Origin of the sequence: Marinigracilibium pacificum, assembly GCF_012926615.1 — a bacterium.
Taxonomy (GTDB): Bacteria; Bacteroidota; Bacteroidia; order Cytophagales; family Cyclobacteriaceae; genus Mangrovivirga; species Mangrovivirga pacifica.
The window spans coordinates 238,033-260,247 of the sequence record NZ_JABBNU010000006.1 but is presented as its reverse complement, the minus strand read 5'-3'; the positions used below and the strand labels follow the sequence as shown (position 1 = coordinate 260,247).

Below are 22,215 nucleotides of genomic sequence, written 5' to 3'. Positions count from 1 at the left end.
CAATGCCATCTTGAATATTTCCCGAACTAAATTTTAAAATTCCATCATATCACCACCTCCGTAATTTCCATCAGGACGTTGTGGTCTCTTTCTTTGATTTATTCTATATGTGAATGATAGCGTAAATTGCCTTGGTCTCCACTGAAATTCACTTTCAGAATATAGGTTTGCAAACTCAGTTTCTGATCTCCATTTCCCAGTATTAAATACATCACTAACATTAAATGCCAGAGTACCTTTATTTTTAAGAATATCTTTACTTACTGCAAAGTCCATAATAAAAAGACTCTTTCTTCTTCCCTGAGCTTGTTCTTGAGGAGCAATATATCGTGCATTTAACTGCATATCGACTTTTTTACCCACTTTAAACCTGTTGCTCATACGGGCATTAAATGATATTGCTTCAACATAAAATTCCTGATCTTCAAAACCTTCCTGAGAGAAAGTACCTTCAGTAATATTTCTAAAGCCATTCAAGCTCAAGTTCATATTCCACCATTTTGTAAAATCCATGTTATAGTTCACTTCTACTCCAAGGTTACTTCCCAGTCCAAGGTTGGCTGGAATTGAATAGTTTATGGAATCAACACGATAACTAGCTCTAAAGATCACATCTTGTGTTCTTCTGTAATATACTGCAGTATATAATGACCCTTTTTCAAATTCATTTAATAACCCAAACTCATACGAATCTGTAAACTCAGGATTTAGATTTGGATTTCCTGCCCTGATGTTCTGGTCATCAGCAATTGTAAAGAATGGGTTCAAGAACCAGAATCTTGGTCTTTGAATTCTTCGGCTATAATTTAATTGTAATGAATTTTTCTCGGTCAGATCGTAAGTAAGGAATAAACTAGGGAATAGATTTTTATAGTCTCTAGGATTAACCTCATTTGTCAGTCTTAATTCAGTAAGGATATCTGTATATTCAAACCTCAATCCCAACTGGTATGACCACTTCCCTGCTTCATTGCCATATTGAGCAAATAATGCTTGAACATTCTCACGATAATAAAAATCATTAGTAAAATCAGGGTTTACCACTAATTCACCATTGTCATTTTCATTAAATACGGTGTATGCATTTTGAATTTCTCTAATTTGCCCTCTGTAACCAGTTTCAAATACTCCCTTTTCACCAATTGGGTGCTTATAATTCAACTGAGTAAATATTTCTTTCTCTCCTTCATCATTTTCTGATTTCTGGAAAGTCGTTGGAATCCTATTTCCATTTTCGATATCAAAACCATTAATATCTGCACCTTCTATTTCACCCTTATCCTGATATTGAAAGTCAGCACTTAATTCCTGCCCTTTTTTATCAAAAGTTCTTTTGTAATTCACCGATACCTGATAATTCTGATCGTCCTCTGACTCATTTTGAAGTCTGACTCTTTGATTTAAAAGATCTCCAGCACTTGATAAACTATCTATACTTATTTCAAATTCATTACCATCGTCACCATATCTATATAGTCCGGATATTGTTATTGTATTCTTATCATTCAAGAAAAACTCACTACCTAATCTAAAGCTCTGGTTCAAACCAAAACGAGTAAAATCTCTATCTCTTTCAAGAATTGAGCTGGTAGAACCAAAATCATAATACTGAGTTTCTTTTCCTCCCCCAGTTACATCACGATAGCTAATTCCATAATTAAGGAAAAGATTGTACCACTTTCTTCTAAAATTAATATTAGCAGAAACACCATGATTGTGAGGATAACCAGTATTCATTTGAATTGAACCGTTTACACCATTTCTTCTATCTTTTTTCAAGATAATATTGATGATACCCGAAGTTCCCTCAGCGTCATAACGAGCAGAAGGGTTAGTAACAACCTCTACACGCTCAATCATTTCACCAGTTAATTGCTGAAGACCTTGAGCTCCATTACCAATGCCTAATAAACCTGATGGTTTCCCATCGATGAGGATTCTCACTCCTTCACCACCTCTTAAACTTACATTTCCATCAACATCTACTGTGATACTTGGAAGTCTGTCAAGTACGTCTGCTGCTGTAGCCGCAGTATTCGAAAGGTCTTTTCCTATATTATAAACTCTTTTGTCAAGTTTAACTTCCATTTGAGTTTTCTCACCTGCTACTACAACTTCTTCAAGTGCGGTGGAATTCGGAGAAATTTTTATTGTCCCCACATTAGTCTTTCCTGCCACATCAAATGGTCCCGCATATCCGTTTTCATAAGAAATAAACTGAACCATTATCAGATACCTGCCACGTTCAACAGGAATTTCAAATTTTCCTTCAACATTGGTTATATTACCTGTTACAAGTGAAGAATCTGAAGGGTTTAGGAGACCAACTGAGGCAAATTCTACCGGTTGTCCCGTCTCTCCATCAATCACAGTTCCTGAAACAGTGGCCTTCGACATCTGGCCATAAGTATTTAATACTAAGAAACTTAAAAAAATAAGCGCTATATGTCTCATCGTTTTCATTTGGTTATAACAGCAAATCTAATTTTAGAATTTGAAGTAATCCTGAAGATTCACACTAGACTAACACTTATTTTGTGAATATAGTTTTCTTTTTGGTAGGTATAATCTATTTTGAATTTGTAGAAATCACATATCTTTTTAACAATCGCAAGTCCAAGCCCCGGACTTTCTGTTGAAACATCCCCTTTTTTAAATCTTGCAAAGTATTCCTTTGGATCTGAACCCACCTCTTTTCCGGTATTGATTAATACCAGTTTATTATTTTGTAATTCAACTTTCAGATATCCCCCCTCCACATTGTGCTTAAGGGCATTTTGAAACAGGTTCATCAATAAAATTTCAATCAATGCCGGATCTGCCTTAACTTTAGATGAGGCGATCTCTCCTTTTTCAATTTTAATTCGTTTCAGGTCAAATAATTCTTTAAACTGATCCAGTTTATTATTTAGTTCCTTGGCAAATTCTATCTCAACAACTTTATCAAATTCCTTATTATCTATTCGCATTAGCAAACCTAAAGACCTGCTCAACCTACTAATACTCTTCAATGCATTTTGAGCAGATAATATTAAGGATGTCTGTTCCTCAGACATCTCCTCTCCATGCTTATCAAGCAAAATATCAAGTTTACCTCGTGCTATAGCTACTGGTGTTTGTAGCTCATGACTAGCATTTTCTGAAAATTCCTTAAGTGAATTATAATCCCGAATCACCTTTTCAGAAAGCATGTACAATTCTGAATTGAGCTCTTTTAGTTCTTTAGTTTTTGTTTCAGGCAATTCAAGAGTTTTACCCGACTTGATACTAAATTGATGTAGTTGCTCAAGAGTATTATAAAATGGCTTTAATAATACATTCGAACTAATTACTGCAACAATTAAAGTGAGTATCGATAATAAAAAGAACACTTTAATCATTGACGACCTGACACCATCTTCTATGTCATCACTTTCGATGATTACATCATAAATTACTACTTTATAGGCTAAAGAATCAAAACCAAAATAAGCTGTAAGTTTAAAGTGAGGCTCAAGCCTTTGAAGTTGGCTATGCATTACCACGGTATCCGAAAACTCATACGATTCTTCGGTAATAGTTGAATCTAAAGGGTAAACTCCATATTTAGGAATAACAAAGGGTTCAGTAGGTCGGATACGTTCAATTCGTCCTTTGGCATTAGAATATCGTTCAAGTAAAAATCTTTTCTGCTCAATTTCAATTTCACTTTCCATTGCATTATATACAATCACTCCTCCAATCAAAAAGGAGCAAACTGTTATAAAAAGGTAAATGAAAGTTAGTTTTATTATTAATCTCATGATCAACCAAATCGATATCCTAAACCATATACAGTTTTGATTTCAGGCTCGGCACCAAAATCCTTAAGCTTCTTTCTCAGGTTTTTAACATGCTGATAAACAAAATCAAATGAATCAGCATCTTCCATATAGTCTCCCCAAAGATGTTCTGCAATAGCATTCTTAGATATTAACTTTTTCTTATTCACAACAAAAAATACTAATAGCTGTAATTCCTTTGCAGTTAAATCAAGCTGAGAACCTCCAATACTGACAAGGTTATTATCAGTATCAATTGTAATATTCTCAAATTTTAATTCAGAAGATCCACTTAAACTTCTTCTTCGATAAAGTGCACGAACTCTTGCTGAAAGTTCTGCCAGGTTAAATGGCTTGGGAAGATAATCATCTGCCCCCATATCCAAACCCTTAACCTTATCTTCAAGACCATCGCGTGCAGACATAATCAAAATGCCTGTAGAGGGAAATGTCTTTTTCAGATAAGGAATTAGTTCAAACCCTTCTTTATCAGGCAGCATCAAATCAAGCAAAACAACATCATAATCAAATGACACAAGTTTTTCCAGGGACTGATTGTATGATTCAGCCACAGAAACGATAACTCCTTCTTTCGAAAGGTAGGTTTTTATATTATCAGACAGATCTTTATTATCTTCTACTACCAGTATTTTCATTAAAAAATCAGTATACTTTTTTTAAACCTAACATGAAATTCTGAAGAAACTTTGAGTATAAACTACAGCCAACCCTTTCGTTTAAAATAAAATAGCATTGCAATCACGATAAATAACATTGCCCCCATCGTAATTTCAAATCCAGCAGGGCTGTCTAATCCAAACATATTGTTAAAATTCATTCCAAAAACACCAGCTATAAATGTAATAGGAATAAAAATGGAAGATATCACTGTTAAAACTCTGAAGATATCGTTCTGGTTTTGACTCAAATTAGAAAAATACAAGTTACTGAGACCATCAATAATGTTCCTGTTGAAATCTATCTGGTCAATGATATTTTGCACGTTATCCTTAAGGTCATGGAAGTATTTCATATTCTTCTTTTGAATATACTTCTGTCTTATTTCCAGACTAAATGCTGCATCTTTCAAAGGATTGATAACTCTCATCAGGTTATTGAGTTTCTTTCTTTGGGTCTCAATATCAATTAGAATTCTCCGGTTATAGTTCTCCATCACATCTTCTTCAAGCTTTTCAATTTTCTCTATTATCTGGTCAAGCACATAATAATATTGATCAATGATTGCATCGAGCTGGCTAAACAATAAGTAATCGCTTCCCTTACTTCTTACTACTCCCGAATTATTCCTTATTCGTTTTCTTAACTCTTCAAAAATATCTGCTTTCTTCTCCTGAAGGGACACAACATAATTCTTACCTACTATAAAACTTATTTGTTCTATATTCATTTCATCTTCATCCTCACGGGCATTAGTAATAGATTTTAGAGTGAAGAAGAGATAATCTTCCATTTCCTCAAGCTTTGGTCGCTGCCGGGTATCAAGCATATCTTCCATAATCATATTGCTGATTGAAAGCTGATCACCAAGCTTTTTGATATGTTCTACTTCATTGAGGCCATGGAAATTCAGCCAACTGATATGGTCATCATTCATTTGACTTTTGAATTGTTCAAGATCAAAAAATGAAGTATTTTCATCATACCAGTCAGAATTATATCTGATCAACTGGATATCTGTTTTCTGATCTACATTATGACCAGTATAAACCAAAGAGCCGGGTTGCATACCAGGCTTTTGCGGTGAATGTTTAAATCTAAAAGGTGAAAGCATAATTGAAAATAGAAAAAATAACATTACCCTGAAACTATGAAGCATATAATATATAATGATTCCGGAAGTATAGACTCAATGGAATGGATGGATGGAAAGAGCCTAACTACTGGGGATGAACAAGTTAAAATCAATGTAAAAGCTTTTTCATTAAACAGGGCAGACCTCCTTCAAAGAGAGGGAATGTACCCACCGCCTCCAGGAGAAAGTTCAATACTGGGACTTGAATGCTCGGGAGAAGTAATTGAAACGGGTAAAAACTGCTCAAAATTTAAGGTAGGCGATCGTGTAATGTGTTTATTAGCAGGTGGTGGTTATGCCACCGAAGTAGTTGTAAATGAAGCATTGTGTATGGCAATTCCCGAAAACCTTGATTTCGTACAAGCTGCCGCCATACCTGAATCATTTTTAACTGCCTACCAATGCTTGAGAGTATTAGGTCATGTTCATGATGGCAACAAAGTATTAATACATGCAGGTGGTAGCGGACTAGGAACAGCTGCAATTCAAATCTGTAATCTTTTTAACGCTACAAGCATTGTTACTGCTGGCACTGACGAAAAACTAGCTTTCTGTAAGCATCTGGGAGCTAGCCTAACAATTAATTATAAGGAGGCAGACTTTAAAGACGAAATTGAGAAAGAATACGGAAAAAATAAAATCAACATTGTAATGGATGTAATTGGTAAGCCATATGTTGAAAGAAATACTGATGTTTTAGCTGTGGATGGCAATTGGATTTTGATTGCTTTTATGGGGGGAGCCAGAGCTGAGCAGTTTCCATTATTCAAAATACTAAGCAAAAGAATCAAGCTTACCGGGACTACACTGAGAGCAAGATCACTTGATTACAAAGGGAAATTAATAGATAGCTTCAAAAGAGAGGTACTTCATGCTTTTTCCTCAGGTAGTATAAAGCCTGTTATCTATAAAACATTCAGATTTGAAGATATAAAAGAAGCTACCCGATGCATGGAGAATAATGAAAACATCGGGAAGCTTGTAATTACTTTTTGATTACTGAACTTCAAGTATATCAGTAGTAGTTGAACCACTATATTCAGTACCTTCATAAGTTAGTGAATATGAAACTGAGATAATTTCAGAGTTGGTTCTTTCAATACTTATATAACCACCCGAAGGCATTTTGACGGTTGTATTGTCAAAATTATTTGAATTAAAATCAATGTATGCAGAAGCACTTACATCTGAAGATGAAAGGTTATAATTACCATTAAGATCTTCAGAACTAATTACAAAACTATAATAATCCCCTGTTCCACTTAATACTCCGGACGAATTAGCCGAAATGAGTCCAAAATAAACATCGACATAATAGTCCCCATTCAAATTCCTGACAACTACACCTTCAGGATTTTTTGTTTCTTTTTTTGTCACAGATTCTTCTGAACAAGAAACCCCTGCTATTAATACAAACAGGATGATTAAAAAATTAACTGGTCGAAACATAAAAGTATATCTTTTCTTTAAAAGCTTTAAAGATAAGAAGCCATGAAACTAATAAACAGTACAAAGTTGATAGATTTATTACATAAGGGAGAATTGTTACAAACTATGATATTGTGTGAGTGAGTAATAAAAAAAACAGTATTGAGAATACTCGCTCTCGCTTACATTCTCAATACTGTTTTATGTGCCCAGAGCGGGAGTCGAACCCGCACGCCCATACGGACACATGGCCCTCAACCATGCCTGTCTACCAATTCCAGCACCTGGGCAGTGCCTGATAGGGCAGCAAAACTATTGTATAATGAAATATTTTCCCAATATGGGAATGGAATTTTTTAAATATATTCCGCAAGTCTTAATCCTGTCATCCAGAACCTGTCTGTTGGTGAAATTCCTAGTCTACAAGTATTCCTGATAACATCTACAGAACTTAATGATGACCCTCCTCTCAATACCTGTCCCCTACTTACCGGTCTCATAAATTTACCCAAAGGCATTTCTGTCGCAACATATCCAGGATATTGAGTCATCGGGCTACTTGTCCACTCCCAACAATCACCATAAAACTGATAGGTCTTTTCAACCCTTGCTTGTGGGTGGAATTTTCGTTTTTCAAGAAAGTTTGCCGTCTGAGGGATTTCCTCTCTCAATTTCCTGCATGCTACTTCCCATTCAAATTCGGTAAGTAAACGCTTTCCCCTCCAGCGAGCATAAGCCTCCGCCTCGTAATAACTAATATGTGCTAATGGCTCGTATGGATTCAAATTATTGTAACCCCGTAAGGTATATTCATACCAGCTTTTACTGTCTTTCTCCCAGTATAGCGGGCTATTTATCTTGTTCTTTTTGACCCATAGCCATCCATCTTCAGTCCAGTATTTTTCTTCATCATAACCACCGGCTTCCATGAATTCGACATACTCACCATTTAAAACCAATCGATCCAGCACCTGAAAAGCATCGAGATAGACATTATGCTTTCCTCTTTCATTATCGTAAGAAAAATGATTATTCAAGCGACTACCAATTTCATAAATACCATCATCAAACTCTAGATAGTTCTCCTTGAATATCTTAAGGTTAGGCTCAATTCCGGAGTCAAACCTATGATAGATCGGCTTGAATGGATTGCTTCCCAATAAAAACTTGATATCATTGAGCATTCGCTCGATATGACTCAACTCATGACTAATGCCGGCATGAATAAGAAATTCAATCTCCTTTGTTTTTTCCTTATCGTTTTCAAACAAGTCGAGCATATGCTGATCAACATGATTACGATACTTTATTATCTCACCAACCGAAGGACGACTGTAATGAATTTGCCTTTGTTTCTTTTCAAATGTTTCTGTAAAAGTAAGTCCGGTATTAAACCATTGTTCAAGCTCAGACCTGAAAAACTCATAATTCTTTTTATGAGGCCTTAAAACGAAGTATTCAAAAAACCAGGTTGTATGTCCCATGTGCCATGCAACGGATTGATGGTCACTATTAGGCTTAACATAAAAATCACCGGGCTTAAGCGGAACAGTCAGCTCCAACACCATATCCCTGACCTTCAAATACTTCTGACTTAAACCAGAAACATTCAGTTCAAGTATTTTTTCCATAGGTTTATTAAGTCAGATTTGAAAATAATCAAAAAGAACCAAAAATCAACTCCTCTTTTACCATACAATTAATCATAACCTGACATAAGACAAAAAAAACCGGCTCTCGTTAAAAACAGCCGGCTTTATTAATATTATATTTATGTTATGTTATTCTTCGACTTCACCATCCCAGTCAAGCATCCCACCATCAAGATTGTATAAATGACTAAATCCGATAGAAGACATATACTGGCATGCTTTTGCACTTCTATTTCCGCTGCGACATACCATAAGATACTTTTTATCCTTATCCATTTCAGAAATTCTCTGGGCGAAATCCTGATCCATAATATTCATTTTTAAAGCTCCCGGAATAATTCCTTCTTCCCATTCCTGAGGAGTTCTAACGTCTATTATGATTGTTTCCGGCTGTTCCATTAATTCCCTGGCTTCTTCCGGATCAATATCTTTGTACATTTTTTATTTTAATTTAATTAACTTTTGAAAGAGAAACGATTTTTAATCCTGTTTGTTTGATTTTATTGAACCCTCCGATAACATCAGTCAAATTCTGATATCCTCTGGCTTTCAAGATTGAAGCGGCAATCATACTACGATAACCTCCTCTACAAAATAACGTCAGTTCAGTATCTTTAGCAAATTCATCTTGCCAATCAACAATAAAATCCAATGGTTTTAAAGGAGACCCACTCACATGTTCATTTTCATATTCACCTGGCTTTCTCACATCTACCGGTTGCTTGTAATTAGAATAATTTTCTTCAAACTCTTCAGCAGTTACTCGGTTTATTGTCTGAATATCATTGCCTGCTTCCTTCCAGACTTCAATACCTCCCTTCAAAAATCCAAGCGTATTATCATATCCTACCCTCGCAAGACGGGTAACTGTTTCTTCTTCTCTGCCATCAGGAGTAACTAACAAAATTGGAGTCTCAAGATCTGTAACCAATGCACCTACCCATGGTGCAAAACTACCATCAATACCTATAAATATTGACCCTGGTATTGCGCCGGCTGCATAGTCATCTGCAGATCGGACATCTAGAATCATAGCCTTTTCAGTTTCTTTTATTTCCAAAAACTGATCAACTGCCAATCCTCTTGTTCCCACCTCAAGTACATCATCAAGATTACGAACTCCCGACTTATTTAACTGGGCATTTTTAGCGAAGTATTGTGGCGGAGGCATAATACCACAGGTTACCTCTTTTATAAAATCTTCCTTTGAAAGGTCTTCTGCCAAAGCATAGTTTGTTTGCTTCTGGTTACCAAGAGTATCCGAAGTTTCATTACTCATGTTTTTACCACATGCAGAACCCGCTCCATGAGCCGGGTAAACAATTATATCGTCTGGTAAGGTCATAACCTTATTTCTAAGGCTATCATACAACATACCGGCAAGATCTTCCTTTGTCAGATCTGATTTGATTGCCAAATCCGGCCTGCCAACATCTCCTATAAATAATGTGTCTCCAGAAAACAAGGCTTTGGGAGTTCCTGTTTCATCAGACAACAGATAACAACTGCTTTCCAGCGTATGTCCAGGAGTATGAATAAGTTTTATTGTCAATTTACCTACCTTAAACTCATCGCCATCTTTGCCTTCAGTAATCGTAAAGTCAGTTTTTGCACCAGGTCCATAGATAATTTCAGCACCGGTTTTATCTGCCAGTTCCATGTGTCCTGAAACAAAATCAGCATGAAAATGAGTTTCAAAAACATATTTTATTTTAGCACCGGAATTATTCGCTCTTTCCAGATATGGTTCGGTTTCTCTCAGAGGATCAATTATAGCTACCTCCCCTTCAGATTCAATATAATAGGCCCCTTGTGCCAGACAACTCGTATATATCTGTTCTAATTTCATATTCATGATTAAAATTCGGCTCGCAATTTAATGATTTTTATTATTCATCTAAAAGGCTAATGTTTTTTATCATTTATTATTGGCTTAACAATGATTTAATTAATCTTAATTTCATTTATGGGTAAAAATTATTTCATTTGACTAATATTAATCATCTATCAACCAAACACTTAGAACAAATGAATACAATTCGCCTTAAACTGCTGTTTTTATTGTTCAGCTCGCTATCTTTTTATGCAAATTCCCAAATACTGAACGGTTCTTTTGAATCATGGTCTTCCAACACCCCGCAAGACTGGACAACAATTGATAACGGAATCAGTATTGCCCCAGCTACCAGCCCTAATCAGGCAGGTTCAAAATCAGCAAAAATAACAGTTCTTACCACAACTCAAAGTAGTACTGATTTTCGACAAACCATATCTGTAACACCCGGCCAGGCCCATACCTTTTCAGTATGGGTATATCATACCGAAGGAAATGTTTCGGCCAGATTATACATTGATGGTTACAGAAATTATTCTGATAAAAATCTAACCGGACAATGGCAAAAAATTGAATATACATATGCTCCGGTTACATCATCAATTGAAATAGGACTAAGGTTTTATGACCAGCCAGGATTTGACGGTAATGAAATAGTTTATGTTGACAACTTCCAGCCTGGTGATTCTTCAACACCCCCGGATACTGGTGGCGGGTGTACCGATACTCAAGTAACCCTTTCAATAACTACTGACAACTATGGTGCAGAAACTTCATGGGTATTGAAAAATGAAGATAATGGCAACACAATTGATTCAGGTTCAGATTTCCAGAACAATGAAACTGTTGTTACAGACTTTTGTCTTGGCGAAGGAGACTATTCATTTACTATATATGATAGCTACGGCGATGGAATTTGTTGTTTTTATGGAAATGGCAACTATTCACTTGATTCAAATAATCAAACCATTGTAACGGGAGGTGATTTTGGAAGTTCTGAAACAACATACTTTACGATCGGAAATACTGGCCCGGGACCTGGGGACCCTTTAACCGGATATTACAGCGATGCAAATGGACTTACTGGTTTCCAATTAAAATCTGCTTTGCATACAATCGTTAAAAATTCGCATACTCCAAAGTCTTATAGCTCAATCTGGGGGTTTTATACTTCGAATAGCAGAGACTTATATTATGAAAATGATAACTCCTTCCTTGATATTTATAGTGAGAATCCAAATGGAAATGACCCATATACTTATACAAGCACTAGTCAACAATGTGGAAACTACAGTGGAGAAGGAGATTGTTACAATAGAGAGCATTCATTTCCTAAAAGCTGGTTTGGATCTGCAGCACCTATGGAATCAGATATACACCATATTTTCCTGACAGATGGATATGTTAATAGTAAAAGAAGCAGCTATCCATATGGTGAAGTTGGCTCTGCATCCTACACTTCAGGTAATGGTAGTAAATTAGGAAATGCAAGTTCAGGACTTGGCTATTCGGGAACTGTCTTTGAACCAATTGATGAATTCAAGGGCGATATAGCCAGAGCTTACTTTTATATGGCCACCAGATATGAAGATATTATATCAGGTTGGGAAAATAAGAGTTCATACTCTGATGCTGTACTTAATGGCACTAGTTCAACAGTATTTGAACCTTGGATTCTGAACATGCTAATATCATGGCATAATAATGACCCGGTAAGTCAGAAAGAAATATCCAGAAATGAAGCAGCATATCAACATCAGGGGAACAGAAACCCATATATTGATCATCCGGAGTTAGTAGCCCAAATATGGACCTCGACAGGTTCAAGAGAGGTTAATCAAAAAATATCAAATATTAACTCATCTTCAGAACCTAATACCATCAACAATTACCAGGTTGTATACTCTAGTTCTCAAAATGAACTTGTATTAAAGATTAAAAAGGAATATGACGGTCAACTATCTATTTACAACACCACAGGACAACAGGTTCTTTCACGTAAAATATTCCAGCAAGAAACACACATAAAAATTAATCTGCAGCCAAAGCAAGTTTACATCTTTAATTTCAAGAATGAAGAAATCAATCACTCAATGAAATTCATGTACTAAATAACATTCTAAAATGCGTTTGTAGTTAAACTGCAGACGCATTTTTTCTTATCTGAAAAAATTAAAAGACATCAATTCTTTTTTAACTTTGGTTTATCCATTGCGTTTAAAAAAATTGATGATCATTTTAAGAACCATAATACTTTTTATTTTCACATTTCTAAGCTTTCAGATGTCTGCGCAGAGCATGTGTGGTGCTAAAAATGATCCTGTTTATGCTGCAGATATAGTAGTCGGAAGAGCAGAATACAATAAATATAAGCTTGAGAAAAAGGCATATGAGTTTATGCAGCTCTATTTTGAAGATCTGGACGAATCTTTTTCTGTCAGCGACAGTGTGATATTTATCCCTCTAAAGCTTTTTTTGTACGAATTATCAGATTCTGAAAATAGAAAAGACATCTATGATTCACTGAGGATTCTGGATAGCTACTACTACTTTAAAGATTATACTGATCGCTTGATTCCACACAGCGTAGAAAACACAAACCAGTCTGGTAATATCCTGTATTTTTCAAAGCCTGAAAACAACCGAATAACTGCCATGATACAAAAGACTGACAATGATGAAACTATCTATTTTCTATTCCTTTTTAATAAAGAAAATGAACTTATAACCGTTAAATCTGTAAATTCAGCTATCGAATCGAATAGGAAATCCAACTAATTTTTTCAAATTTGTCTCAAACAACACAGCATGCAAGCTAAACAACCAATTGGAATCTTTGACAGTGGAATTGGAGGCCTTACAGTAGCCAGGGCAGTTAAAGAATTGCTCCCAAATGAACAGATCATTTATTTCGGTGATACCGCTCACCTTCCTTACGGAGATAAATCTACCGCTGCAATACAATCTTACTCAGTTAAAATAAGCCAGTGGCTTCTTGAGCGTAAATGTAAGGTTATCCTGATAGCTTGTAATTCAGCCAGTACTGCTTCATTTGACTTGATTAGAGAGTATACAGGTAAAAAGGCCAAGGTATTTGATGTCATCAATCCTGTGGTTGATCATTTGAGAGAAAAATACAGAAACAACAAAGTTGGACTTATCGGCACTTTACAGACTGTTAACTCTGGTGTTTATCAAAAGAAAATAGATGACCTTCATGCTGATATTGACTTCAAGGCTCTGGCAACACCATTGCTGGTTCCAATGATTGAAGAAGGTTTTCATAAAAAGGAAATAACTGAAGCTATTATCTCTGAATACCTTGAAAAGCCGGTATTAAAAGACATTTCAGCATTGATTTTGGGATGCACCCACTACCCGGTAATCAAAACCGAAATCAGCAAGCTTCTTGGAGACTCTATAGATGTCATCGATAGCAGTGAAATTACAGCCAAGGCATTAAGAGGCTATCTGGAGTACAACAATCTTCTTAATGAGTCTCCTCAAGAAGATGACAAATTTTACGTTTCAGATTACACGGCAAATTTCGAATATAGCACCCGATTTTTCTTCAAAAAGGAAGTACATCTTGAAAAATACCCTCTTTGGGATGATTAGCAGTTAAGTTTATTGTCAATTAACCATTTCAGTATTACATTCGTATTAGATTTCGGTCTGCATACTACTCAATTACCTGTTTGCCGGAATATCAGTATATAAGTTGAACGCCTTAACCTTTTTAATGGCGCAATATGATAAGCTTTTTATTCTTTTTAGGTTTCCTTGTACTATATGGGCTTATTGCCATATATGCTGAACGTAAAATAAGTGCTTTTATTCAGGACCGCTATGGGCCTATGGAAGTTGGCTACAAGGGGCTTCTACAGACTTTTGCCGATATCCTTAAGCTTTTACAAAAGGAAAATATATTTACAGTTGCTGCTGACAAGCCATTATTTGCAATGGCCCCAATTATAATTTTTGTGGCAATGTTTGCTGCTTTTGCAGTAATTCCGCTAAGTGTAAACATTACCGGATCAGAGGTTGCAACCGGGGTTTATTATGCCCTGGCAATAGTCTCTCTGGATATCCTTGGAATACTAATGGCCGGATGGGGTTCAAATAACAAATATGCAATCATCGGTGCTTATCGATCTGTAGCTCAGATAGTTTCATATGAAATACCTCTTGGATTATCAGTACTTGGAGCTATCATGCTTTGCGGAACTCTTGATTTACAGGAAATTAGCCTGCAGCAAAGTATTCATCACGAACTGGCAACAAAAAATGCTGACAGCTATCTTTTAGGCTTGAAGTTTCTCGGAATAAACCTTAACAATTACGGTGGTTTTCTAACCTGGAATATCTTTAGAATGCCTCCACTTATTATTGGGCTGGTGATATTTTTTATCACATCCCTAGCTGAAAGTAACAGGGCTCCATTTGATTTGCCCGAAGCTGAATCTGAACTAATCGCAGGGTTTCATACTGAATACTCAGGTTTCAGGTTTGCAGTAATCATGCTTGCCGAGTACGGTGTGATGCTATTGACATCATTTTTAGCAGTAGTGTTATTTCTGGGTAGCTGGAATACACCACTACCTAATATCGGTTTCCTTAAACTAGCTAACTGGACATCAGGTACTCCGGGATCTATTTCAGCAGATATTTGGGGAATATTCTGGCTTTGTCTGAAAGCAATGACTTTAGTAATGATCCAGATCTGGATAAGATGGACTTTCCCAAGGTTGAGAGTCGATCAGTTAATGAACCTGGGATGGAAATATCTTACCCCGGCAGCCTTGATTGTAATATTTATTGTTGGACTTTGGAAACTGGCATTAATCTGATGAAAAAGAAGGGAGCAAACAATACATATTTTGGAAATATATCCGAAGCCTTTGATACACTAATCAACGGACTTAAAACTACCTGGAAACATATTCCTACAGCTACAAAAAAGCGAAGTGAGGAAAATGTAGACAGTGAAAAATACTTCGAAAAACAAGAAGGACTGTTTACTGTTCAGTACCCAAGGTTTGAAATGCCTGTTCCTGAAAAAGGGCGGTACAAACTTCATAATGAGATTGAAGATTGTATTGTTTGTGACAAATGTGCAAAGGTATGTCCTGTTGACTGTATCGATATCGAACCTGTTAAGGCGGTAGAAGAAATTGGTAAAACATCTGATGGTACTACCAAAAGAATCCATGCAGCTAAGTTTGATATCGACATGGCTAAATGCTGCTTTTGTGGTTTGTGTACAACTGTATGTCCTACTGAGTGTCTGACAATGACTCCGGAATATGATTACAGTACTTTTAAAATCACCGATCATAATTTTCCTTTCAGCAAAATGACTGAACAGGAAATTGCAAATGCTAAAGCTGATCTGGATAAAGCATTAGCAGAAAAAGCTGCAAAATCTGAACCCAGACAAGTAGCTTCTGATTCTGACGCTTCATCAAGCGAAGAAAAACAACCGGCAAAGCCTAAAATGGGAAAACCAAAATTCAGGCCCAAGCCAATGAATAGAAAAAAAGATGATAATAATAACACAGATAACTAATGCCTGATATCGGAACCATATCTGTATATTCTTTTGCTGTTATTACAGTCATAGGTGCATTTTTTGTACTAATAACCAGGCATATTCTTTATGCTGCTTTTGGATTACTAGTTTGTCTATTAGGAGTTGCCGGGCTATATCTTTTGGCAGGTGCTGAATTTTTAGGGGTAACCCAGCTACTAGTTTATGCTGGTGGAATACTCGTTTTGATAATCTTCGGTATTATGTTAACAAACCGGATGGATGGCAAAACAATCAAAACTGGTAATCACAGAGTATTTCCTGGTATAGTTGCCGGCTTGGCACTATTCTTATTATTTATCCAGATTTATTCTCAAAGTAGTTTTCGTGATTCGCTAAGAAATGCTGGAAATAACATTCCATCAGCAGGACATCCGGTAGAACAATTAGGTATCGAAACAATGACAAGATACCTTTTACCTTTTGAATTAATTGCGGTTATCCTGCTGGTCATTCTGGTTGGATCATTATTTATATCTAAAAAAGAAGATGACGCAGATTGAACTATACTTTCTTGTTAGCATAATATTATTCTGCCTTGGAATAATGATCGTTCTGATAAAAAAGAATGGTATTATGATACTCATGGGTATCGAGTTGATGCTCAATGCTGCGAACATAAACTTTGTTGCATTTGCCATGAAATCACCAGATGCGATGGAAGGCATCATGTTTAGTATATTTTTAATTGTCATGGCAGCAGCTGAGGCAGCCGTAGCTCTTGCAATTATATTAAGAGTATACCGCCATTACCAGACTACAGATGTTGATGATATAACAGAATTAAACGGTTGATTAATGAATCAAAATAGTTTAATAACCATATTACTTTTAACTGCCTGGGGCCTGCCTCTGATAAGTGGCATTATCGGATTGTCTTTACAAAACCGAAAAACGTCAGGACCACTTTTATCGGGTTCACTTGTAATTAGTACTCTCTTACATGTTATTGTATTAATTGCAATATATGATGGCAAAGACCTTATTGAGGGAGTTCAATGGATTTCTATCGGAGGAATGAACATTGAATTGTCACTATGGATTAATAGTGCTTCCTTATACATGGCTACCCTGGTGTCATTCATTGCCTCACTAGTATCCTTTTTCTCAGTTCGATATATGGAGGCAGAATCCAGAGCACACCATTATTTTGCCTTTCTGGGTTTCTTCACTTTTGCCATGATGGGAATTGTCTGGAGTGAAAACCTGTTTATGATGTTTATCTTCTGGGAACTGGTAGGTTTAGCTTCTTATCTTCTAATTGGATTCTGGTATACTAAAAAATCAGCTGCAAAAGCCAGTTTAAAGGCCTTTGTTATGAACCGAATTGGTGATTTTGGTTTCGTAGCCGGGATAGGAATATTGTTTGCAGTATTTGGAAATCTATCAATAACCGATTTGGCTTCCGGGTATTTAAACATATCACCTGACAATGAACAGGTGTTCTGGTTAACATTAGCTGGCCTTGGGATATTCATGGGTGCTATGGGTAAATCAGCACAATTCCCACTTCAAGTCTGGTTACCCGATGCTATGGAAGGGCCAACCCCTGCTTCAGCATTGATACATGCTGCAACTATGGTGGCTGCAGGTGTTTATATGCTATCAAGAACCATATTTTTATACATTGACTGGGTAAGTGATTTTATTGTAATCATTGGTACTATCACTGCATTTATAGCGGCATTTTCTGCTATAAAACAAAACGACATTAAAAAGGTATTAGCCTTTTCAACCATATCTCAATTGGGTTATATGATTGTAGCAGCAGGAACTGGTTCAGCAGGTGCAGCTATGTTTCATTTATTCACTCATGCATTTTTCAAAGCTGGTTTATTCCTGGGAGCAGGTGCTGTCATCTATTACATGCATAAAATTGAGCATGATTCGGATGATCTGCCAAAATACTTTGACGCTCAGGACATGAGGTTTATGGGGGGAATCCGAAAAGTGAATAAAACTTTATTTATTGGTTATTCAATACTAACGGCATCACTTTGTGCATTGCCTTTTACATCCGGATTCTTATCAAAAGAAAGCATTCTAAAACATGCTTTAATATATTCTGAAGGAAGTACAGCCAAATTTTTAGTGCCTCTAACTCTATTGATTACTTCAGGATTAACAGCATTCTATATGGGAAGGCAATGGTATCTGGTTTTTATGGGAGAAAGCAGATTACATAAAAAATCAAGTAGTGATTTACCAAAATTTACAAATTCAAAAGCACTTTTACTGGTAATTCCGATAGCAATTCTGGCTATCTTCTCACTTTGGTTACCATTTTCAATTAATCCATTGCATGCTGATGAACTGAAACTATTTTCAACATTTAGTTCCTTTCCTCAAAATATTGAACATTCAGCTCCTATATGGCTACCTGTTGCAGCTATTTCATTAACTGTAATTGGTATAGCAGGGGCTATTTTCGGATTGCGTAGAAGAAAAATAACCTATGCTTCTCCTACATTTACTTCTAAAACTCCATTGTTAAAACTTAGCAGGGAACAGTTTTACTTCAATGATTTATATAATCTGACAATCGTTCCGGCTACAATAAAAATTGGAAAAGGACTTGAGTTTGTGGATACAAAAATATTAGACGGGGTGCTACATTCCATAACATTTGGAACAGTAATCCTGGCTCAGATAACCAAAGTTATTGAAAAATATATTGTCGATGGATTTATCAGATTTCTGGCGTATACCGGAGGTCTTCTTGGGAAAATCACCCGGCAGATGCAGGGTGGACGTATTCAGCTATACATTTTGTATGCTGTAATCTCCATCGTATTTTTAATGTTAATGTTTTACAGTTAAACATATTTATTGAATGGATATCGGATTTATAAGCTTATTAATTTTTCTGCCACTGGCAGGAATTCCGATAATTTTACTTTTGCCCGACCGCAGTGGTTATATAATGCAAAGACTCGTTGCCGGAATTTTTGGAATTGAAATTCTTCTTGCAGCCATTGCTCTTTATACTTTTAACCCTGTCGGAGATGTCAACACACCAAATTTAATCTATGACTGGATGGCTCTTTCATTTTATGATGAACTTCCATGGATTAGTCTTGATTTGGGCGTTTTGGGTGAACTTAACATCAGCTATAGCCTTGGAATAGATGGATTGAGCATCTGGTTAATTATCCTGACCTCATTTATTATGGTTATTGCCACTCTGGCAAGTCATACCATCAAGGAAAAACTAAAAGGCTATTATGTTTTAATCCTTTTATTGGGCACAACTATTTTTGGTTGCTTTGTAGCTATGGATTTGTTCCTGTTCTTTTTATTCTTTGAATTCATGTTGCTACCAATGTATTTCCTGATTGGATTATGGGGCGGCCCGAGAAAAGAATATGCTGCTATAAAGTTCTTTTTATACACATTAGCTGGAAGTATGATGATCCTGGTTGTAATGATTGGACTTTATGTTTCGGCTATAGATCCAATTGCTACTGGCGTAAAAGCCGGACTAATTGATACCCAACAAGCACTTGCAGGACAAGTTGAAGTAGTTCAACAGCAACTTGCTGAGGGACAAATCGAAGAGAAAAACTGGGTAAGAACCTTTAAATGGGCTTACCTGACTGATACAGGTAATTATCTTCCTGGAAGTATATTTTCCTCAAGTGACTTTAAAATTTGGGGGAAACCAGCACGATCTCTTGCCTTTTTAGCTCTATTTATTGGCTTTTTAATCAAACTTCCTGGTGTACCATTTCATACATGGCTACCAGATGCTCACGTTGAAGCTCCTACGCCAATCTCGGTAATACTTGCTGCTTTATTGCTTAAAGTCGGAGGGTATGGAATCTTGAGAATGGCCTATGCGATCTTTCCTGAAGGAGCAATAGAATATGGTTACACTATAGGAGTAATCGGTGTAATTTCAATTATTTATGCTGCCCTTGTTGCACTGGCTTCAAAAGATCTTAAAAAGATGATCGCTTATAGTTCGGTAAGCCACATGGGATTCTTTTTATTAGGTATTGCTTCACTTACCAATGAAGGATTGATGGGTGCAAATTATCAGCTATTTAGTCACGGATTAATTTCAGCAATGCTATTCCTTATTGCAGGAGTTGTTTATTCACGTACACATGACAGAACAATCGATCATTATGGCGGACTGGCTAAAAAAATGCCGAAATATACATTCTTTGTAGTTATTGCATTTTTTGCATCACTCGGACTTCCTGGATTTTCGGGATTCATTGCCGAAATAATGGTCTTTTTAGGAGGATTTGTTTCTTCAACAGAAAATGGTATTCTTCCTCGAACCTTAGTAATCATTGCTGCACTTGGATTAATTCTAACAGCTGGATATTATCTATGGACACTCCAACGGATGTTCTTTGGAAAATTCTATTATCAGGATCAGGAAAAAGAAAAGACATTGACTGACCTGGAGCCGGTAGACTACCTTATGTTTACACCATTAGCTTTAGCAATATTATTTTTCGGGTTGTTCCCACAAGTTTTTATAGATGATGTTGCCCCTACAATTCAGGGTTTAATTGAGCACGTCATGTCATCAAGCAGTAATATCAAATAATGAATATAGTTTTACTGAATGATATAGCCCTTTATATTGATGAAATCATCAGGTCATTGCCGTGGCTCACTACGGAATACACTCTGGTTTTATCAATTATTGCCATCATAGTAATGGATCTACTTTTTGGTAAGCAGAACCCCCAATTACTTTATATGGCTGCAACAGCTGGCCTTCTTGTTGCATTGATTATGTCAATATCAGACTGGAATGTACTCGAACAGCCTGCAGATATATTTAACGGAATGATACGTGTAAACCGGTTGAGTTTATTTCTATCAATCCTGCTTATTTTAGCAACCCTGCTCACGATATTAATTACCTCCTTTGAAAAGCCTTTCAAAGACCATAACAAAGGAGAAGGTGAATACTTTGTGCTACTTAGCATGATTACACTGGGCTCAATCCTGATGGTAAAGGCCAATCATTTTTTGATGTTCTTTCTAGCAATTGAAACAGTCAGTATGGGTTCTTACCTGATTGCAGGATTTAGATTTGACAAACAGGGTTCAGAAGGTGCCATGAAATATGTTTTGTTTGGTGCTTTTGCATCGGCAATAATGTTGTATGGAATCAGCTTATTATATGGATATACTGATAGCTTTGAATTTGTAAACCTCAAAGAAACAGCCGCGACAAATGGCAAAATAGATTTTGGTCTTGGTTTTGCTCTTATAATGATTATATCAGGGCTATTTTTCAAAATCTCGATTTTCCCGTTTCATGTATGGGTACCTGATGTATATAAAGCTGCTCCAACAAGCATTACTGCCTTTTTCTCAATTGTACCAAAAATTGCAGGTTTGATGTTAATGTTTAACATCGTAAACCGGATGGGCATTAACAATCTGGAAATCACTGCTATTTCATTGACATTGGATGAAATGCTGGGTATTGCAGCAATTTTCACGCTGATAATTTCAAACTTTTCAGCAATATGGCAGACCAGTGGTAAACGAATGATGGCATATTCGAGTATCAGCCATGCCGGTTTTATGATGATAGCTATACTTTCATTGACAGAAATGGGACTTTATGCACTCCTATTCTATCTTTTTGTTTACATGTTAATGAATTATGGTGTATTCTTTATTCTCATTAAACTTGAAATAGCTACTGGTTCAGACGAAATCAGTGATTTTAAAGGTATGGGCAAAGCAGCTCCAATTGCTGCAACAGCACTTGTAATATTAATGCTTTCACTTACCGGATTACCTCCAACTGCAGGTTTTACTGCTAAATTCATACTTTTCACCACAGTTTGGGAGAATTTTGAACTTACAGGGAAATATATATACCTCTTTTTACTTTTAATCGGACTAGCAACATCAGTAGTTGCATTATTCTATTATTTAAGGATTCCATACTTCATGTATTTCAAAGAACATCAAGGAAGAAGGGAGCCTGTTACATTAAATTTATTTGAGTTGATTTTCTTACTATTTCTTACGATACCAATTTTTCTGCTATTCTTCCAACCTGATTGGTTGTTCGACGTAATTAATAGTATTAATTTTGCATCCAATTAAGAAGG

19 protein-coding genes and 1 tRNA gene are annotated in these 22,215 nt (G+C 36.2%); 11 read left to right on the top strand and 9 right to left on the bottom strand.

All coding sequences use genetic code 11. The features are described 5' to 3' along the window. Positions 1-33 precede the first annotated feature (33 nt). The 4 genes from HH304_RS11330 to corA all read right to left on the bottom strand — a co-directional run bounded on the left by HH304_RS11330 (position 34) and on the right by corA (position 5,592). On the bottom strand, positions 34-2,454 hold the full coding sequence (locus HH304_RS11330) for a TonB-dependent receptor domain-containing protein (protein WP_169681484.1): 2,421 nt from the start codon (positions 2,452-2,454) through the stop codon (positions 34-36). Positions 2,455-2,513: 59 nt separating this feature from the next. Next, on the bottom strand, positions 2,514-3,782 hold the full coding sequence (locus tag HH304_RS11325) for a sensor histidine kinase (RefSeq protein WP_169681482.1): 1,269 nt from the start codon (positions 3,780-3,782) through the stop codon (positions 2,514-2,516). 2 nt (positions 3,783-3,784) lie between these two features. Continuing rightward, on the bottom strand, positions 3,785-4,456 hold the full coding sequence (locus tag HH304_RS11320; RefSeq protein ID WP_169681480.1) for a response regulator transcription factor: 672 nt from the start codon (positions 4,454-4,456) through the stop codon (positions 3,785-3,787). A gap of 62 nt (positions 4,457-4,518) precedes the next feature. After that, on the bottom strand, positions 4,519-5,592 hold the full coding sequence (gene corA, locus HH304_RS11315; RefSeq protein WP_169681477.1) for a magnesium/cobalt transporter CorA: 1,074 nt from the start codon (positions 5,590-5,592) through the stop codon (positions 4,519-4,521). Between the two features lie 36 nt (positions 5,593-5,628). On the opposite strand from corA, the gene HH304_RS11310 reads away from it, so the two are divergent. After that, positions 5,629-6,609: an NAD(P)H-quinone oxidoreductase gene (locus HH304_RS11310; protein ID WP_169681475.1), complete on the top strand. Its 981-nt coding sequence runs from the start codon at positions 5,629-5,631 to the stop codon at positions 6,607-6,609. Here the strand turns inward: HH304_RS11310 and HH304_RS11305 are convergent, their stop codons facing one another. The 5 genes from HH304_RS11305 to HH304_RS11285 form a co-directional block, all read right to left on the bottom strand. Further along, the gene (locus HH304_RS11305; protein ID WP_169681473.1) at positions 6,610-7,062 is read right to left on the bottom strand and encodes a hypothetical protein; all 453 of its coding nucleotides are present in this window, start codon (positions 7,060-7,062) and stop codon (positions 6,610-6,612) included. Positions 7,063-7,247: 185 nt separating this feature from the next. Continuing rightward, positions 7,248-7,331, bottom strand: a tRNA-Leu gene (locus HH304_RS11300). 66 nt (positions 7,332-7,397) lie between these two features. After that, entirely contained in the window at positions 7,398-8,672 is a 1,275-nt protein-coding gene (egtB, locus tag HH304_RS11295; RefSeq protein ID WP_169681471.1) for an ergothioneine biosynthesis protein EgtB, read from the bottom strand. 150 nt (positions 8,673-8,822) lie between these two features. Continuing rightward, on the bottom strand, positions 8,823-9,131 hold the full coding sequence (locus tag HH304_RS11290) for a rhodanese-like domain-containing protein (protein WP_169681469.1): 309 nt from the start codon (positions 9,129-9,131) through the stop codon (positions 8,823-8,825). A gap of 13 nt (positions 9,132-9,144) precedes the next feature. Then, entirely contained in the window at positions 9,145-10,548 is a 1,404-nt protein-coding gene (locus HH304_RS11285; RefSeq protein WP_333908752.1) for an MBL fold metallo-hydrolase, read from the bottom strand. Between the two features lie 173 nt (positions 10,549-10,721). Between HH304_RS11285 and HH304_RS11280 the strand changes: the two genes are divergently transcribed. The 10 genes from HH304_RS11280 (at position 10,722) to HH304_RS11235 (ending at position 22,210) form a co-directional block, all read left to right on the top strand. Continuing rightward, entirely contained in the window at positions 10,722-12,638 is a 1,917-nt protein-coding gene (locus HH304_RS11280) for an endonuclease (protein WP_169681467.1), read from the top strand. A gap of 172 nt (positions 12,639-12,810) precedes the next feature. After that, entirely contained in the window at positions 12,811-13,305 is a 495-nt protein-coding gene (locus HH304_RS11275; protein ID WP_169681465.1) for a hypothetical protein, read from the top strand. A 30-nt stretch (positions 13,306-13,335) separates the two neighbouring features. Next, the gene (gene murI, locus HH304_RS11270; protein WP_169681462.1) at positions 13,336-14,145 is read left to right on the top strand and encodes a glutamate racemase; all 810 of its coding nucleotides are present in this window, start codon (positions 13,336-13,338) and stop codon (positions 14,143-14,145) included. Between the two features lie 134 nt (positions 14,146-14,279). Then, positions 14,280-15,377 carry a complex I subunit 1/NuoH family protein gene (locus tag HH304_RS11265; RefSeq protein ID WP_169681460.1) on the top strand — a complete coding sequence of 366 codons (1,098 nt, stop codon included), beginning with the start codon at positions 14,280-14,282 and terminating at the stop codon, positions 15,375-15,377. Continuing rightward, entirely contained in the window at positions 15,377-16,096 is a 720-nt protein-coding gene (locus HH304_RS11260; RefSeq protein WP_169681458.1) for a 4Fe-4S dicluster domain-containing protein, read from the top strand. The genes HH304_RS11265 and HH304_RS11260 overlap by 1 nt, the downstream gene beginning before the upstream one ends. Beyond that, positions 16,096-16,620, top strand: a complete 525-nt coding sequence (locus tag HH304_RS11255; protein ID WP_169681455.1) for an NADH-quinone oxidoreductase subunit J family protein — start codon at positions 16,096-16,098, stop codon at positions 16,618-16,620. The genes HH304_RS11260 and HH304_RS11255 overlap by 1 nt, the downstream gene beginning before the upstream one ends. Next, the gene (nuoK, locus tag HH304_RS11250) at positions 16,607-16,912 is read left to right on the top strand and encodes an NADH-quinone oxidoreductase subunit NuoK (protein ID WP_169681453.1); all 306 of its coding nucleotides are present in this window, start codon (positions 16,607-16,609) and stop codon (positions 16,910-16,912) included. The genes HH304_RS11255 and nuoK overlap by 14 nt, the downstream gene beginning before the upstream one ends. A 3-nt stretch (positions 16,913-16,915) precedes the next feature. Next, on the top strand, positions 16,916-18,937 hold the full coding sequence (locus HH304_RS11245) for an NADH-quinone oxidoreductase subunit 5 family protein (RefSeq protein ID WP_169681451.1): 2,022 nt from the start codon (positions 16,916-16,918) through the stop codon (positions 18,935-18,937). 13 nt (positions 18,938-18,950) lie between these two features. Next, positions 18,951-20,681, top strand: coding sequence for a complex I subunit 4 family protein (locus tag HH304_RS11240; RefSeq protein ID WP_169681450.1), 1,731 nt, complete (start codon positions 18,951-18,953; stop codon positions 20,679-20,681). Beyond that, the gene (locus HH304_RS11235) at positions 20,681-22,210 is read left to right on the top strand and encodes an NADH-quinone oxidoreductase subunit N (RefSeq protein ID WP_169681448.1); all 1,530 of its coding nucleotides are present in this window, start codon (positions 20,681-20,683) and stop codon (positions 22,208-22,210) included. The genes HH304_RS11240 and HH304_RS11235 overlap by 1 nt, the downstream gene beginning before the upstream one ends. The last annotated feature ends 5 nt before the right edge of the window (positions 22,211-22,215 follow it).